The following is a 14,783-nucleotide window of genomic DNA, read 5'->3' on the forward strand; positions in this document are numbered from 1 at the left end:
CAGCGCTCCCCGAAGGAAGCACCTGGCCAGCCGTTATAAACGCGCCTGGCGCACCGCACCGCTACGCGACTTGGCCATTGCGGCCAGGCGCACCGCCACGTTGGCCGCGCCATAACCGGCGTAGCCGTTTTTGCGCTGGATGATCTCGAAGAAAAACCGCCCTTCGAACGGCTCGGTATACACATGAAACAACTCACCGCCCTGGGCGTCACGGTCGTACAGCACGTTGTAGTACGCCAGCTCGCTGAGGAACTCGTCGTCAAAATCGAAGCGCGCCGCCAGGTCGTCGTAGTAGTTGAGCGGAATATCCAGCAGCGGCACCCCAGCCTCCTTGGCCCGGCGCACCTCGGCAAAAATGTCCGCGCAGTCGAAGGCAATGTGGTGCACGCCCGAGCCGCGATAGCTCGATAGCGCGTGGGAAATTGCCGTGTTGCGGTTTTCGGAAATATTCAGCGGCAGACGAATCGAACTGCAACGGCTGCGCAGTGCGCGGCTTTTCACCAGGCCATAAGGGTCGGGCAGCACCACTTCGTCATCGGCTTCGAAATCCAGCAGGCTCTTGTAGAACAGCACCCAACTGTCGAGGCTGTCGGCCGGCAGTGCCATGGCCATGTGGTCGATGCGCAGCAAGCCACCGCCGGCAGCACTGGCCGGTTGCAGGTTGAAGTCGGTGTCGTAGAGGCCACCCGCGCTTTGGTCCACCAGGTAAATCAGGCTGCCATCCGGTGCGCGCACCGCCGCCAACTCGAGTTCGTTGGGCCCTACCAGGCCGCGATACGGCTGGCCTTTATAGGCCACCGCGCGCTCCAGGGCCTTGGCGCTGTCCTTGACCCGTATCGCCGTGGCGCACAACGACGGCCCATGGGCCTCGAAGAAGTTGTGGGCGAAAGAGTAGGGTTCACAATTGAGGATCAGGTTGATATCACCCTGGCGCAACAGGCTCACATTCTTCGAGCGATGCTGGCCGGCCTTGGCAAAACCCAGGCGTTCCAGCCAGTGGGTCAGCTTGGCGCCGAGGCTTTCATCCACGGCAAATTCGAGGAACTCAATGCCATCGTATTCACTGGCCGCCGGGGTTTCGAAAAGGATATCCGCCGGCACCGCAGGCGCTTGCTCGGCCAGGCGCTGACGGGTTTTCTCTTCCAGATACAGCAGCGAGCGCAAGCCATCGGCGGCATTCGCGCGGGTCGGCGCGGCGCGAAAACCATCGTTGAAAATCTCCAGGGACAACGGCCCGGTGTAGCCGCTCTGGATAATGGGCGCCAGGAAGCCGGCCAAATCGAACTCGCCCTGGCCTGGGAAACAGCGGAAATGCCGGCTCCACTCCAGCACATCCATGGCCAGGATCGGTGCGTCGGCCATTTGCACAAAGAAAATCTTGTCGCCGGGGATTTCGGCGATGGCGCTCGGGTCGCCCTTCAGCGACAAGGTGTGGAAGCTGTCGAGCAATACACCCAGGCTTGGGTGATCGACCTGGCGCACCAGGTTCCACACCTGCTGCCAGGTGTTTACATGTTTGCCCCAGGCCAATGCTTCATAGCCGATGCGCAAGCCACGGCGGCCGGCGTGTTCCGCCAGCAGGCTGAGGTCATCCAGTAGAATGCGTTCATCGCCCACCGAATCCGCCGAGGCATTGCTGCACACCAGCACCAGGTCGGTGCCCAGTTCCTGCATCAGGTCGAACTTGCGCTCGGCGCGCTCCAGGTTGCGCGCCAGGCGGTCGCGGCGGCAGCCTTCAAAGTCGCGAAACGGTTGGAACAAGGTGATGGCGATGCCAAGGTCGGCACACATTTGCCTAACTTCCCGAGGGCTGCCGTCGTAATACAACAGGTCGTTCTCGAAGATCTCGACCCCATCGAACCCGGCGGCGGCAATGGCTTCGAGCTTTTCCGGCAGGGTGCCGCTCAAGGAAACAGTGGCGATGGAACGTTGCATGGGGTCACTCCCGGCAATTGTTGTTTATGGCAAATTATTCGCCCCCAGCCTACGCGCAGCAATTAAAATGTACGAACCGGTTAGTTTTTGGTGCGATTATCGAACACTATGCCTCTTTGGCGAATTGACGATTTTTTAACCACTGCGCACCATCAATCCCGCAACCCGCGTTAACAAAAGACCCAGAACACACCATAAAAATTTCAAAAAACGGGTACGACCTCATGCCTCTGCAAAACTCAGCCCTGGCCGCGCGCCCGGGCACCCTGCACGCCGGCATCGGCGACAAGATCCGCGGCGCACTGGCCGTGGGTAAAACTCGCTGGGGCATGCTGGCCCTGGTGTTTTTCGCCACCACCCTCAACTACATCGACCGCGCCGCCCTGGGCGTGATGCAGCCCATCCTGGCCAAAGAGATGAGCTGGACGGCGATGGACTACGCCAACATCAACTTCTGGTTCCAGGTCGGCTACGCCATCGGCTTTGTGCTGCAGGGTCGCCTGATCGACAAAGTGGGCGTGAAACGCGTGTTCTTCTGCGCGGTACTGTTGTGGAGCCTGGCCACCGGCGCCCATGGCCTGGCCACCTCGGCGGTGGGCTTTATGGTCTGCCGGTTTATCCTCGGGTTGACCGAGGCCGCCAACTACCCCGCCTGCGTCAAGACCACCCGCCTGTGGTTCCCCGCCGGTGAGCGCGCGGTGGCCACCGGCATCTTCAACGCCGGCACCAACGTCGGCGCGATGATGACGCCGATGCTGCTGCCGTTGATTCTGCACGTATGGGGCTGGCAGGCCGCGTTCCTGTGCATGTCGGCACTTGGCGGTATCTGGTTGCTGTTCTGGGGCCTGAAGTACTACAACCCGGAAGACCACCCTACCGTTAAACAGTCCGAATTGGACTACGTGCAACAGGAAGTCGAACCGGAACAACCGCGTGTGCCGTTCAGCCGTATCCTGCGCATGCGCGGCACCTGGGCCTTCGCCCTCGCCTACTCGCTGACCGCGCCGGTGTTCTGGTTCTACCTGTATTGGCTGCCGCCGTTCCTGAACCAGCAATACAACCTGGGCATCAACGTGACGCAGATGGGCATCCCGCTGATCATCATCTACCTGACCGCCGACTTCGGCAGTGTGGGTGGCGGGATTCTGTCTTCGTTCCTGATCGGCCGTGGGATGAACTCGATCAAGGCGCGGCTGCTGTCGATGCTGCTGTTCGCCTGCTGCATCGTCGGCGTGATCATGGCGGCCGGTTCCAGCCAGCTGTGGGTCGCGGTGTTTGCCATCTCCCTGGCCATCGGCGCGCACCAGGCCTGGACTGCCAACATCTGGAGCCTGGTGATGGACTACACGCCCAAGCACATGATGAGCACGGTGTTCGGTTTCGGCGGGATGTGTGCGGCCATCGGCGGCATGTTCATGACCCAGATCGTCGGGCATATCCTCACCGTGACCAACAACAACTACACCGTGTTGTTCACCCTGATCCCGGCGATGTACTTCCTTGCGCTGACCTGGATGTACTTCATGGCGCCGCGCAAGATTCCTACCGTAGACGTGTGATCTACCTACGCCGCTGCTGCCAGGCAGCGGCCAACCCGCTCATGCAGATCACCCCGATGCCGACCACCGTGGTCACGTCGGGGGTATGGTTGAACACCAGCCAGCCCAACAACCCCGCAAACACGATCTGGCAATAGCCGAACGGCGCCAGCAAGGCCGGCGCCGCAAAGCGGAACGCCTGGGTCAGCATCAAGTGCGCGGTCATCCCGCACGTGCCCAGCGCCAGCATCAACACGCCATGCCAAAGCGTCGGGATCTGCCAGAAGAACGGCACCAGCGCACTCATCACCAAGGTATTGCACAACCCGGCGAAAAAGTTGCTGGTGGTGGGCGTGTCGTATTGGCTGAGAATGCGCGTGAGCAACTGGTAGAAGCAGAAGAACAACGCCGAACACAGCGGCAGCAGCACCGCCGGGGTGAACAGCTCGCCACCGGGGTGAATGATCACCAGCACCCCGACAAACCCGCAGATCACCGCCAGCCACTGGCCGCGCGTCACGTGCTCACCCAGCAGCGGCACCGACAGTGCCGTCACCAGAATTGGCGCGAGGAAGTTCACCGCCGTGGCTTCCGCCAGCGGGATGTAATGCAGCGCCGCGGTGAAAAACAGGCTGGTGCCCAACAGGCACAAGGCGCGCACCACCTGCATGCCCGGGCGCTTGCTGCGCAGCACGCGCAACCCTGATTGCGGCAGGAAAATCCCGGCCATCAGCAAGGTATGCACCAGGTAGCGCGCCCACACCACCATCACGATCGGGTAGAAGCCGGCCAGGTATTTGGACAGGGCGTCGTGGCTGGAAAACAGGAACGTCGCCAGCACAATCAGCAGGATGCCTTTGAAAGGATGGTTGACGCCGGAAAGGGGGGTGCTGACAGTCATTGAATTCTCTAGTGTGGCGCGCGATGGCACTCAACCCGGTAATCTAGCAGCCGGGCTTGCGTCTGCCCCAAGAGCATAACCAAACACCGTGCGAACAGCGCACTAAATCACGGAATTCGAGTCCAAAGCTGCAGCTTTAACCGCTTGCTGCACACTTTTTAACCAAGGCCTGCCGCCATGAAAAAAACCCTCTTTGTTCTTTCCACCCTTGTCCTGCTCGCCGCCTGCAACCAGGAAGCCAAGGAACCGGCCAAACCTGCACCGCCCTCGGTGCAAGCGACGCTGGTGCCAGAAACCCCACCCACCGATAAATGGGTCGGCAAATGGATTGGCGTGGAAGGCTTGAACCTGACCATCGCCAAGGACGACAGCATTGGCCGTGGCCACTACCTTCTCACCATGCAATATGGCCTCGATGCCGACGACTCCGGCACCTTCAAGGGCGAAGCCAACGAAGAAGGCATCACCTTCACCCGCCCTGACGGCCCGCAACTGCTGCGCGCCGGCGACGGCGAAGCCACTGGGCTGAAATGGCTGGCGGATAAAAAAGATTGCCTGATTGTGGATACCGGCGAAGGTTATTGCCGCCAGTAAGCGTTAAACACATCTATCGTAGGAATTGGCGGGCTCGCGCCTGCTGCCTGCACACAAGAGGATCGCCCCATGCTATGGAAAAAAGGCCGACGCAGCGACAACGTGGTGGATGCCCGCGATGACAGTGGCGGTGGTGGTGGCGGCATGCGCTTCGGTGGCGGCAAGGGCCTGAGCCTCACGGCGATTGTGCTGATCGTGGGTATCGGTTGGCTGACCGGCCAGGACCCGCTGCAGATCCTCGGCCAGTTGACCGGCCAGATGGAGCAGGCGCCCTCGGTGAGCACGCAATCGCGCCAGGCCCCGCCGGCCAACGATGAGCAAGCCGATTTCGTCCGTGCGGTGCTGGGCGATACCGAAGACACCTGGGGCCAGGTGTTCCAGGAAAACGGCCTGGCCTACAAGAACCCCAAGCTGATTCTGTTCCGTGGCCGGGTCAATTCCGCCTGCGGTGGCGCCACCTCGGCGAGCGGCCCGTTTTATTGCCCGGCCGACCAACAGGTGTACCTGGACCTGGATTTCTTCCGCGAAATGTCGCAACGCTTCCAGGCCGCCGGTGACTTCGCCCAGGCCTACGTAATCGCCCACGAAGTCGGGCACCACGTGCAGACGCTGCTGGGCATCTCGGCCAAGATCCAGGCTGCGCGCCAGCAAGGCCGGCAGATGCAGGGCGACGGCGGCCTACTGGTACGCCAGGAGCTGCAAGCCGACTGCTTCGCCGGGGTATGGGCCAACCGCGCCCAAAAGCGCCTGAATTGGCTGGAGCCCGGCGATATCGAGGAAGCACTGAATGCGGCCAACGCCATTGGCGATGACCGTTTGCAGCAACAGGGTCAAGGGCGCGTCGTGCCGGACTCGTTTACCCACGGCACCTCGGCGCAGCGGGTTCGCTGGTTCAAGACCGGCTTCGCCCAGGGCCAGATCACTCAATGCGACACCTTCACCGCCAAGAGTCTTTAAATGAATAAACGATTGGGATTGCTGCTGGGCTTGATGTTGACCTGTTCCACCGCCACCTGGGCCGCCGAGAAAGACCATGGCGTCAAGGTGGTCAGCCCCGATCGTTTTCACCTGGATGCCGGCGACCTCAGCCTCGGTTTAAGCCAGGACTGGAGCAAACCGCTGCCCCAAGTCACCCGTGCCTTGATCATCGTGCATGGTCGCCTGCGCAATGCGATGACCTACCTGGAAAGTGGCGAGCATGCGGCGCAAAACGCCGGGGTGGGTGGTAGTACCCTGGTCATTGCGCCGCAATTTCTCGATGAGTCGGACGTAAAACGCGACCATTTGGACAACCAGCTGCTGCGCTGGAAAGCTGATGACTGGATGGCCGGCGAGCCCTCCATCGGCCCCGGCCAAGTCAGCTCCTACGGCGCCCTCGACCAGATCATCAAGCACCTGGGCAATCGCAAACTGTTCCCGGCGCTGAAAGAAATCGTGGTCGCCGGCCATTCCGGCGGTGGCCAGGTGGTACAGCGTTTTGCCCTCACCAGCCACGACCACCCGATGCTGCAGACCGAAGGCATCAGCCTGCGCTACGTGGTGGCCAACCCGTCGTCCTACGCCTATTTCACCCCACAGCGCCCGGTGAAGTTCGACACCGCCAGTTGCCCGGGCTTCAACGACTGGAAATACGGCATGCAAAACCTGCCGGCCTACGCCAAGGGCCAGAGCGCCGCGCAGCTTGAGCAGACGTACGTGTCGCGCAACGTCACCTACCTGCTCGGCCAGCAAGACACCGACCCCAACCACCCGGCACTGGATAAAAGCTGCGCCGCCGAGGCTGAGGGCGCGTATCGCCTGGTGCGTGGGCATAACTATTTTGACTACCTCAAGCAGCGGCATCCGCAGTTGAGCCATCAACTGGTGGAAGTGCCAGGGGTGGGGCATAACGGGGATGGGATGTTTACCTCGCCAGAGGGGCAGAAGGTACTGTTCGGGAAATAACTGGCGAAACCGGATTAAAAATGTGGGAGGGGCGGTGCGACGATTCGACTTGCCCCCGATAGCGGTGTGTCAGCATCAGATGGGCTGACAGACACACTGCTATCGGGGGCAAGCCCCCTCCCACATGTGATCTTTATTGTCTGGGCTGGATCATTCGGCGCAGCACCGCACAGTCTCCAGCATGCCAATCCGCCAACTCCGGCCAGGGGTTTTCCGGCAGGTTCACCAGCACCGTCTTCGTCCCCGCCGCCCGGCCGCAATCCAGGTCGAAGCGGTAATCGCCCACCATCACCATCTTGCTCGGCGCCACATCCCAGGCCGCAGCCAGTTTGAGCAGGCCATCCGGGTCCGGCTTGGGCAATGCATCATCACGCCCCAACACATCTTCGACGGCAAAGCAGTCAGCCAGGCCGATGGCTTCCAACGTCACATGCGCCAACTCCCGCGCATTACGGGTCAGGATGCCCAGGCGATAACCACGCCCGGCCAGCTCGCGCACCAGCTCCACCGCGCCTGCTGCCGCGACCGAACCTAGCGCCAGCTCCCGTTCATGCTCCAGTAACCAGGCATGTTTGGCCGCCGCAATATCCGCCGGCAAGGCGGCGAGGTGCGTGAGGATGTCGTCCTCGGGGGGAATTTCCAGCGCCACGCGAATGGCCGCAAAGTCATGCACCGCCACCGTGAGGGTGCCGTCCATGTCGAACACCCAGTGTTTAACGTCCGCCAGGCTCATGCCCAATCCTTGCGATGGCGGATCAGCCCTTCCTGGGTCACCGAAGCCACCAGTTGCCCGGCGCGGTTGTACACGCTGCCACGGGAGAACCCACGGGAATTGCCGGCCCATGGGCTGTCCATGGCGTAGAGCAACCAGTCATCGGCGCGCAGGTCGGCGTGGAACCACAGCGCATGGTCGAGGCTGGCCACCTGCATATCTTTCTGCCACACGGTCTTGCCATGGGGCAGCAGCGAGGTGGTCAGCAGGCCGAAGTCGGAGGCGTAGGCCAACAGGTATTTATGCAGCGCCGGCGCATCCGCCAGGGCGCCGTCGGCACGAAACCACACGTACTTGACCGGGTCGGAGGGCTGCGGGTTGAACGGGTCTTTCTCGGTCACCGGGCGCACTTCGATCGGCTTGGGGCACAGCAGCTTGTCGCGCATGTGCTCGGGGATCAGGTGCGCACGTTGCTGGGTCAGCTCCAGCTCCGACGGCAGGTTTTCCGGGCCGACCACCACGGGCATGGTGGTCTGGTGCTCGAAGCCGACTTCGTCGTACTGGAACGAGGTGGTGCAGGTGAAAATCGGGTGGCCCTTCTGGATCGCGGTGACCCGGCGGGTGCTGAAACTGCCGCCATCACGCACGCGGTCGACCGAATACACCACCGGCAATTGTGCATCGCCAGGGCGCAGGAAATAACCGTGCAGGGAATGCACGTGCCGCGCTTCTTCTACGGTCTGGCTGGCGGCCGACAGCGACTGGCCGAGCACTTGGCCGCCGAACAGTTGGCGAAAACCCAGGTCCTGGCTGCGGCCGCGAAAGAGGTTTTCCTCGATCGGTTCCAGGGTCAGCAAGTCCACCAGATCTTCCAATACTTGGCTCATAGAGCAACTCCTAAAATCTATTCTATGGGGCATTCCGGGCTGCTTATCCGTGCAGCGTGTCCAACCATTGGGCGCGGGTGATGCGGTACAAAACGTGAGGCCGCAGCGGGTCATCGGCTGCGACCTTGGGGTGTTCAAAATCTGCCAAGGGATCGTAATGCATCCCGATGGCCTGCATGACTTTTTGTGATGGCAGATTGGCCTCGGTGGTGAAGGCAACGATTTCATCCAGTTGCAGGCGGTCGAAACCACAGCGCAGTGCGGTCCAGGCCGCCTCACTGGCGTAACCCAGGCCCCAATGTTCGCGGGCCAGGCGCCAGCCGATTTCCACCGCCGGGGTAAAGCCGGCTTCAAAGCTGACATTCTGCAGCCCGGTCAGGCCGATGAACTCACCGGTGTCCTTGCGCTGCAAGGCCCACAGGCCAAAGCCGTATTCGGCGAAGTGACCACGGATGCGGCCGATCAACGCGGCGCTTTCCAGGTGGCTCAATTTGGCCGGGAAATAGCGCATCACCTGTGGGTCGGCGCACATGCGCGCAAATTCCAGCAGGTCGCCGTCGCGCCATTGGCGCAACACCAGGCGTGCGCTTTCCAGTTCGAGTATCGGCTCCATGGGTCCCCTTCCTTGCCCTGTGAGTGCGGCCTGTGAGTGAGTGTACAGCGCTGTTAAGATCCGTCGCAGGTTCCCGTCAGAAAATCCCATGCCTTTGCCATTGATCTATCACGATGACTACAGCCCCGAGTTCCCGGCGGACCACCGGTTCCCCATGGACAAGTTTCGCCTGCTGCGCGACCACCTGGTAGACAGCGGCCTGACGCAAGAACGCCACTTGCTGCGCCCCGAGCTCTGCCCAGCGGAGATTCTGGCGCTGGCTCATGAACCTGGGTATATCGCCCGCTACATGAGTGGCGAACTGTCCCGCGAGGACCAACGCCGCCTCGGCCTGCCTTGGAGCGAGGCCCTGGCGCGGCGCACCGTGCGCGCGGTGGGCGGCTCGATCCTCGCGGCCGAGCAGGCGCTGGAACACGGGCTGGCCTGCCATCTCGCAGGCGGCACCCACCACGCCCACTACGACTACCCGGCGGGCTTTTGCATCTTCAACGACCTGGCGGTGATCAGCCGCTACCTGCTGGAAAGCGGGCGGGTCAACCGCGTGTTGATCTTCGACTGCGACGTGCACCAGGGCGACGGCACCGCGCGCATCCTCCACGACACGCCGGACGCCATCACCGTGTCGCTGCACTGCGAAAAGAACTTCCCCGCGCGCAAGGCCCAAAGCGACTGGGACATCCCGCTGCCCATGGGCATGGGCGATGCCGACTACCTCAAGGTGGTAGACGACGCCCTCAACTACCTGCTGCCGCTGTACCAGCCCGACCTGGTGCTGTACGACGCCGGCGTCGATGTGCACAAGGACGACGCCCTCGGTTACCTCAAGCTGACAGACGCAGGCGTTGCCGCCCGTGATGAAAGCGTGATGCGCCATTGCCTGGGCCGCGACATCCCGGTAATGGGCGTGATCGGCGGCGGCTACAGCAAGGACCGCCCTGCCCTGGCCCGCCGCCACGGCATCCTGCACCACAGTGCGCAACGGGTGTGGGCGTCATCAGGTTGTCATTGAAGTGTGGGCTTTACCCACAATGCCTGTGGAACCACCTGTGGATAACTTGAGCGTAAGGGTCTGAAAGCGTTTAGCCGTAAGGCCTGTAGGAAAGTGTACGTTTTTTGATCAGGCAGCCACGCCGTCGTCGGGTAGAATGTTCGGCCTATTAAATGACCGTAGCCCAACCATGCCCCAGACCCCTCCTCCACACGTCACTATTATCGGCGGCGGCCCAGCCGGGCTAATGGCCGCTGAAGTCTTGAGCCTGGCGGGCGTGCGGGTAGACCTGTATGACGGCATGCCCTCAGTGGGCCGCAAGTTCCTGCTGGCGGGCGTGGGCGGCATGAACATCACCCATTCCGAAGCCTACCCGGCGTTCCTGTCGCGCTACGCCGAACGCGCGCCGCAAATGGCGCCGTTGCTGCGTAGCTTTGGTGCCGAAGCATTGTGCGAATGGATCCATGGGTTGGGGATCGAGACCTTTATCGGTACCTCCGGTCGGGTGTTTCCTACCGACATGAAAGCCGCTCCCCTGTTGCGTGCCTGGCTCAAGCGCCTGCGCGACCAAGGCGTGGTTATCCACACCCGTCATCGATGGACCGGCTGGAATGCCGAGGGTGACTTACTTATCCACAGCCCGGAAGGCGAAATAACTATCCACAGTGATGCAGTACTGCTGGCTTTGGGTGGTGGCAGTTGGTCGCGCCTGGGCTCGGATGGCGCCTGGCTCAAGCTGCTGGAAGATAAAGGCGTGCCCTACGCCCGGCTGCAACCGAGTAACTGTGGCTTCGAGGTGTCGGCCTGGAGCGAACTGATGGTCAGCAAATTCGCCGGTGCGCCGTTGAAAAACGTCGCCATCGGGCTGGGCGACGACAAGCCCCGGCTCGGCGAATGCGTGGTCACCGCCCTCGGCATCGAAGGCAGCCTGATCTACGCGCTGTCGGCGCCGATTCGTGAGGCGATCAACCGCGATGGCGCCGCCACGGTGCATATCGACCTGTTGCCGAGCAAGCCGCTGGACAAGGTCCAGGCGGCACTGGCCAAGCCGCGTGGCTCGCGCTCGATGAGCAAGCATTTGCACAGCCAGTTGGGTTTGGATGGGGTCAAGGCTGCGTTGCTGCGCGAGCTGGCACCGGCGGAGCACTTCAATGATCCGGCGCAATTGGCGGTGGATATAAAGGCGCTGCCACTGACACTGGTGAAGACGCGGCCGATGGATGAGGCGATCAGCACCGCCGGCGGCGTGCCGTTTGAGGCGCTGGATGAGCGCTTGATGCTCAAGCAGTTGCCGGGAGTGTTCTGTGCGGGGGAGATGCTGGATTGGGAAGCGCCGACGGGGGGGTATTTGCTGACGGGGTGTTTTGCCAGTGGCAGGGCGGCTGGGCGGGGGTTGTTGGAGTGGCTTAAGGGCTGAGATTTTGTGGTGAATTCAAGGCCGCCATCGGGGGCAAACCCCCTCCCACAATTTTGACCGTGTGAACCCGATCAAATGTGGGAGGGGGCTTGCCCCCGATAGGGCCATCAGCCACACCAAAAAATCACTTCTTCTTACGCGGCCCAGTATTAAACACCGGCACCTTACGCACCGGCTTGATCGACGGCTCCACCGGCGCCGATTCCCCGCTGTCCACCCACTTACCGAGGTTGCGCTTACCGCCACCCCCGGATGTTTTAGGCTTCTTCGGCTTTTTCGGCTTCTTCACCACCTGCCCGCTGGCGTCGGTTTCCGGCACGCGGTGTTCCGGCTCGAAGTCCTGCTCCATGTGGCGGGTCAATGTCTGACGCGTCAGCATCTCAATGGCCGACAGCATGTTCACCTCATCGGCACACACCAGGGAAATCGCCTCACCGGTGTTACCCGCACGCCCGGTACGGCCGATACGGTGGATGTAGTCCTCGGCCACAATCGGCAGGTCAAAGTTGACTACCATCGGCAGGTCTTCGATATCCAGGCCACGGGCCGCCACGTCGGTGGCCACCAGGATCTGCACTTCGCTGCTCTTGAAGCGGTCCAGCGCGCGTTGGCGCGTGGCCTGGGGTTTGTCGCCATGGATGCCGTCGGCGTTGATGCCCAGGCCCTGCAACTTATCCACCAGCGCGTCCACGCCGTTACGGGTCTTGGCGAACACCAGCACCTGCTTCCAGCGGCCTTTGCGCATCAGGTGCACAAACAGCTCGGCCTTGCGCTTCTTGTCTACCGGCACCACCCATTGCTTCACGGTGTTGGCGGCGACGTTGCGCGGGCTGACTTCAATGCTCAGCGGGTCGTTGAGCATCTGCCCGGCCAGCACGCGGATGTCATCGGAGAAGGTCGCGGAGAACAGCAGGGTCTGACGCTTTTTCGGCAGCATGCGGTAGATGTTCGCCAGCTCTTCGGAAAAGCCCAGGTCGAGCATGCGGTCGGCTTCGTCGAGCACCAGGGTTTGCAGCTGGTTGAGTTTCAGCGCGTTCTGGCGGAACAGGTCGATCAGGCGGCCAGGGGTGGCGACCAGGATGTCGACACCCTTGCGCAGCTTCATCATCTGCGGGTTGATGCTCACGCCGCCGTACACCGCGTAGGTGGTCAACGGCAGGTGTTGGGCGTATTCGGCGACGCTGGCGTGAACCTGCTCGGCCAGCTCGCGGGTGGGGCACAGGATCAGCGCGCGCGCCGAGTTGGCGGCGACTTTCGGCCCTTCCATCGTCAGCAGTTGCAGCAGCGGCAGTGCGAAACCGGCAGTCTTGCCGGTGCCAGTCTGGGCCGCGGCCATCAGGTCGCGACCGGCCAGCACCGCCGGAATCGCTTGCGCCTGCACCGGCGTCGGGGTCTGGTAGCCAAGCGTCTCAAGGGCGCGCAGCAAGGGTTCGATCAGGCCAAGGGTGGCGAAAGTCATGTAGTTACCGTAGGGAAAATTCGGCGCACAGCGCGTAATGCGCGGCAGTTTACCTTATTTCCGGCTTGGGCTTGCGCCACTGGGGCAGGCTGATCAGCAGTACCGCGCTGATGATCACCAGCATCGCCAGGGATTCTTCCAGGCCGATGGTCTCGCCGATAAACACAATCCCCAGCAACACCGCCACCGCCGGGTTGACGTAGGCATAGCTGGTCGCCGCCGCCGGGCGTACGTGCTTGAGCAGGTACATATAGGCATTGAAGGCGATGATCGAGCCGAACACCGCCAGGTAGGCCAGGGCCAACCAACCTTCCAGCGGCGGCATCGCTTGCAGATGCTCACCGGTGAGCAGGCTGGCGAGCAACAGCGTGACACCGGCCACCAGCATTTCCGCCGCGCTGGCCATGGCGCCCGGCGGCAGCGGCAGGCGCCGGCTCCACACCGAGCCAAACGCCCACGAAGCCGCGGCGAACAGCAGCAACGCCGCGCCCATCGGGCTCGATTGCAAGGTGCTGCCCATATTCAACATGGCAATGCCGACCATGCCCAAAATAACCCCGGCCCATTCCAGCCGGGTATTGCGCGCGCCCCAGAAGTAGCCACACAGCAAGGTAAACAGCGGCACCGTCGCCACCGCCAGCGCCGCCACGCCGGACGACACCCCCGTATGCTCGGCCACACTCACCGCACCGTTACCGAAAGTCAGCAGCAAAATGCCGATCTTGGCTGCAGCCTTCCACTGCTCCCAGGTCGGCGCAGGGGCCCCACGCCAGCGCAAAAAGCCATACATCGCCGCACCCGCCAGCAAAAAGCGAATCCCGCCCAGCATCAGCGGCGGCCAGTACTCCACGCCGATGCGGATCACCAGGTAGGTGGACCCCCAAATCACATACAACGCAAAAAAGGCAGCGATCAACGGTAAGGGAAAACGACGTGGGCCAGGCATTGGGCGGCTCTAAGGCAGGTATAAGAGATGCTTATTCTAAAAAGACAGGTCCTTATACATAAGTTACAAAACCTGTTTAAACCGCCAGTACACTTTTCAAAGCATGGTTATGAGGGCTATAAACCGTTGTTTCGAAAGCCACGCGCTACTGGAGCCTTATCATGGACAAATACGACCGCATGCTCCTCAGCGCCCTGCTCGAAGACGGCCGCGCGTCCTATGCGCAACTGGCCCGCAAGGTAAACCTCTCCGCGCCCGCCGTGGCGGAACGCGTGGCCAAGCTGGAGGCCAGCGGGGTGATCACCGGGTACCAGGCCAAGGTGGATTTATCCAAAGTGGGGTTGCCGATCCAATGCGTGATTGAGTTGCGCCTGACCAACCATGGCAGCCAGAAAGTGTATGACGCCCTGGCGGAAATCCCCGAACTGACCGAATGCCATCGGGTAACCGGTGATCCATGCGTGATCATGCAAGCGGCGGTGGGCTCGATGCCGGAACTGGAGAACTTGATTAACCGGGTGGCGAAGTTTGGGTTCAGCAAGACGTCGATCATCTTGTCGAGCGCGATAGAACGGCGGGTGCCGTTGGGGCAGTTGGCGGGCAATGGGAAAAGTGCTGGCTGACCCACCGCCATCGGGGGCAAGCCCCCTCCCACAGTTTGAATGTGTTCACAGATCCAAATGTGGGAGGGGGCTTGCCCCCGATGGCGTCAGAGGCTTCACCGAGGATTCGAGCACCGAACAATCAAATCGACAATCTGCTCGATGGTCGTTATCTGATCCCAGTTTTCCTGAGTGGCTTGCAACTTGAACTGCCGTCTAATGCCCCCGTAGACGAACGAAAATCTGT

The 14,783-nt window shown here is 61.9% G+C and carries 14 protein-coding genes; 7 read left to right on the top strand and 7 right to left on the bottom strand.

Annotated elements, in window-relative coordinates; genetic code table 11:
- Positions 1 to 33: 33 nt before the first annotated feature.
- On the bottom strand, positions 34 to 1,935 hold the full coding sequence (quiC, locus tag CXQ82_RS27265; protein ID WP_101273112.1) for a 3-dehydroshikimate dehydratase QuiC: 1,902 nt from the start codon (positions 1,933 to 1,935) through the stop codon (positions 34 to 36).
- 224 nt (positions 1,936 to 2,159) lie between these two features.
- On the opposite strand from quiC, the gene CXQ82_RS27270 reads away from it, so the two are divergent.
- Positions 2,160 to 3,494 carry an MFS transporter gene (locus tag CXQ82_RS27270; protein ID WP_101273113.1) on the top strand — a complete coding sequence of 445 codons (1,335 nt, stop codon included), beginning with the start codon at positions 2,160 to 2,162 and terminating at the stop codon, positions 3,492 to 3,494.
- Position 3,495: 1 nt separating this feature from the next.
- Here the strand turns inward: CXQ82_RS27270 and CXQ82_RS27275 are convergent, their stop codons facing one another.
- A complete protein-coding gene (locus CXQ82_RS27275; protein WP_101273114.1) occupies positions 3,496 to 4,374 on the bottom strand; it encodes a DMT family transporter in 879 nt (292 codons plus the stop codon).
- 177 nt (positions 4,375 to 4,551) lie between these two features.
- Here CXQ82_RS27275 and CXQ82_RS27280 point away from each other — a divergent pair, with 177 nt between their 5' ends.
- The 3 genes from CXQ82_RS27280 to CXQ82_RS27290 all read left to right on the top strand — a co-directional run bounded on the left by CXQ82_RS27280 (position 4,552) and on the right by CXQ82_RS27290 (position 6,912).
- On the top strand, positions 4,552 to 4,968 hold the full coding sequence (locus tag CXQ82_RS27280; protein WP_101273115.1) for a lipoprotein: 417 nt from the start codon (positions 4,552 to 4,554) through the stop codon (positions 4,966 to 4,968).
- A 69-nt stretch (positions 4,969 to 5,037) separates the two neighbouring features.
- Positions 5,038 to 5,925, top strand: a complete 888-nt coding sequence (locus CXQ82_RS27285) for a neutral zinc metallopeptidase (RefSeq protein WP_101273116.1) — start codon at positions 5,038 to 5,040, stop codon at positions 5,923 to 5,925.
- Complete coding sequence (locus CXQ82_RS27290) at positions 5,926 to 6,912, top strand: hypothetical protein (protein ID WP_101273117.1); 987 nt, start codon at positions 5,926 to 5,928, stop codon at positions 6,910 to 6,912. It begins immediately after the preceding gene.
- A gap of 133 nt (positions 6,913 to 7,045) precedes the next feature.
- Here the strand turns inward: CXQ82_RS27290 and CXQ82_RS27295 are convergent, their stop codons facing one another.
- From CXQ82_RS27295 to CXQ82_RS27305, 3 genes are read right to left on the bottom strand one after another with little or no spacing between them, the layout of a single operon-like run.
- Entirely contained in the window at positions 7,046 to 7,645 is a 600-nt protein-coding gene (locus CXQ82_RS27295) for an HAD family hydrolase (RefSeq protein ID WP_101273118.1), read from the bottom strand.
- A complete protein-coding gene (gene tesB / locus CXQ82_RS27300; protein ID WP_101273119.1) occupies positions 7,642 to 8,511 on the bottom strand; it encodes an acyl-CoA thioesterase II in 870 nt (289 codons plus the stop codon). The genes CXQ82_RS27295 and tesB overlap by 4 nt, the downstream gene beginning before the upstream one ends.
- Positions 8,512 to 8,554: 43 nt before the next feature.
- Entirely contained in the window at positions 8,555 to 9,124 is a 570-nt protein-coding gene (locus tag CXQ82_RS27305) for a GNAT family N-acetyltransferase (RefSeq protein WP_101273120.1), read from the bottom strand.
- Between the two features lie 88 nt (positions 9,125 to 9,212).
- On the opposite strand from CXQ82_RS27305, the gene CXQ82_RS27310 reads away from it, so the two are divergent.
- Both CXQ82_RS27310 and CXQ82_RS27315 read left to right on the top strand, forming a co-directional pair.
- Entirely contained in the window at positions 9,213 to 10,133 is a 921-nt protein-coding gene (locus tag CXQ82_RS27310) for a histone deacetylase (RefSeq protein WP_101273121.1), read from the top strand.
- Positions 10,134 to 10,302: 169 nt separating this feature from the next.
- On the top strand, positions 10,303 to 11,529 hold the full coding sequence (locus CXQ82_RS27315) for a TIGR03862 family flavoprotein (protein ID WP_101273122.1): 1,227 nt from the start codon (positions 10,303 to 10,305) through the stop codon (positions 11,527 to 11,529).
- Between the two features lie 124 nt (positions 11,530 to 11,653).
- On the opposite strand, the gene CXQ82_RS27320 is transcribed toward CXQ82_RS27315, so the two are convergent.
- Positions 11,654 to 12,988: a DEAD/DEAH box helicase gene (locus CXQ82_RS27320; protein WP_101273123.1), complete on the bottom strand. Its 1,335-nt coding sequence runs from the start codon at positions 12,986 to 12,988 to the stop codon at positions 11,654 to 11,656.
- Positions 12,989 to 13,037: 49 nt separating this feature from the next.
- A complete protein-coding gene (gene yedA / locus CXQ82_RS27325; protein ID WP_101273124.1) occupies positions 13,038 to 13,934 on the bottom strand; it encodes a drug/metabolite exporter YedA in 897 nt (298 codons plus the stop codon).
- A gap of 161 nt (positions 13,935 to 14,095) precedes the next feature.
- Between yedA and CXQ82_RS27330 the strand changes: the two genes are divergently transcribed.
- Positions 14,096 to 14,557: an Lrp/AsnC family transcriptional regulator gene (locus tag CXQ82_RS27330; RefSeq protein WP_101273125.1), complete on the top strand. Its 462-nt coding sequence runs from the start codon at positions 14,096 to 14,098 to the stop codon at positions 14,555 to 14,557.
- Positions 14,558 to 14,783: the final 226 nt, after the last annotated feature.

Origin of the sequence: Pseudomonas sp. S09G 359, from assembly GCF_002843605.1 — a bacterium.
GTDB lineage: Bacteria > Pseudomonadota > Gammaproteobacteria > Pseudomonadales > Pseudomonadaceae > Aquipseudomonas.

What these genes read in the sequence shown, in the direction of transcription:
- quiC (WP_101273112.1), bottom strand. Translation starts at nt 1,935, where the DNA reads ATGCAACGTTCCATCGCCACTGTTTCCTTGAGCGGCACCCTGCCGGAA.
- CXQ82_RS27270 (WP_101273113.1), top strand. Translation starts at nt 2,160, where the DNA reads ATGCCTCTGCAAAACTCAGCCCTGGCCGCGCGCCCGGGCACCCTGCAC.
- CXQ82_RS27275 (WP_101273114.1), bottom strand. Translation starts at nt 4,374, where the DNA reads ATGACTGTCAGCACCCCCCTTTCCGGCGTCAACCATCCTTTCAAAGGC.
- CXQ82_RS27280 (WP_101273115.1), top strand. Translation starts at nt 4,552, where the DNA reads ATGAAAAAAACCCTCTTTGTTCTTTCCACCCTTGTCCTGCTCGCCGCC.
- CXQ82_RS27285 (WP_101273116.1), top strand. Translation starts at nt 5,038, where the DNA reads ATGCTATGGAAAAAAGGCCGACGCAGCGACAACGTGGTGGATGCCCGC.
- CXQ82_RS27290 (WP_101273117.1), top strand. Translation starts at nt 5,926, where the DNA reads ATGAATAAACGATTGGGATTGCTGCTGGGCTTGATGTTGACCTGTTCC.
- CXQ82_RS27295 (WP_101273118.1), bottom strand. Translation starts at nt 7,645, where the DNA reads ATGAGCCTGGCGGACGTTAAACACTGGGTGTTCGACATGGACGGCACC.
- tesB (WP_101273119.1), bottom strand. Translation starts at nt 8,511, where the DNA reads ATGAGCCAAGTATTGGAAGATCTGGTGGACTTGCTGACCCTGGAACCG.
- CXQ82_RS27305 (WP_101273120.1), bottom strand. Translation starts at nt 9,124, where the DNA reads ATGGAGCCGATACTCGAACTGGAAAGCGCACGCCTGGTGTTGCGCCAA.
- CXQ82_RS27310 (WP_101273121.1), top strand. Translation starts at nt 9,213, where the DNA reads ATGCCTTTGCCATTGATCTATCACGATGACTACAGCCCCGAGTTCCCG.
- CXQ82_RS27315 (WP_101273122.1), top strand. Translation starts at nt 10,303, where the DNA reads ATGCCCCAGACCCCTCCTCCACACGTCACTATTATCGGCGGCGGCCCA.
- CXQ82_RS27320 (WP_101273123.1), bottom strand. Translation starts at nt 12,988, where the DNA reads ATGACTTTCGCCACCCTTGGCCTGATCGAACCCTTGCTGCGCGCCCTT.
- yedA (WP_101273124.1), bottom strand. Translation starts at nt 13,934, where the DNA reads ATGCCTGGCCCACGTCGTTTTCCCTTACCGTTGATCGCTGCCTTTTTT.
- CXQ82_RS27330 (WP_101273125.1), top strand. Translation starts at nt 14,096, where the DNA reads ATGGACAAATACGACCGCATGCTCCTCAGCGCCCTGCTCGAAGACGGC.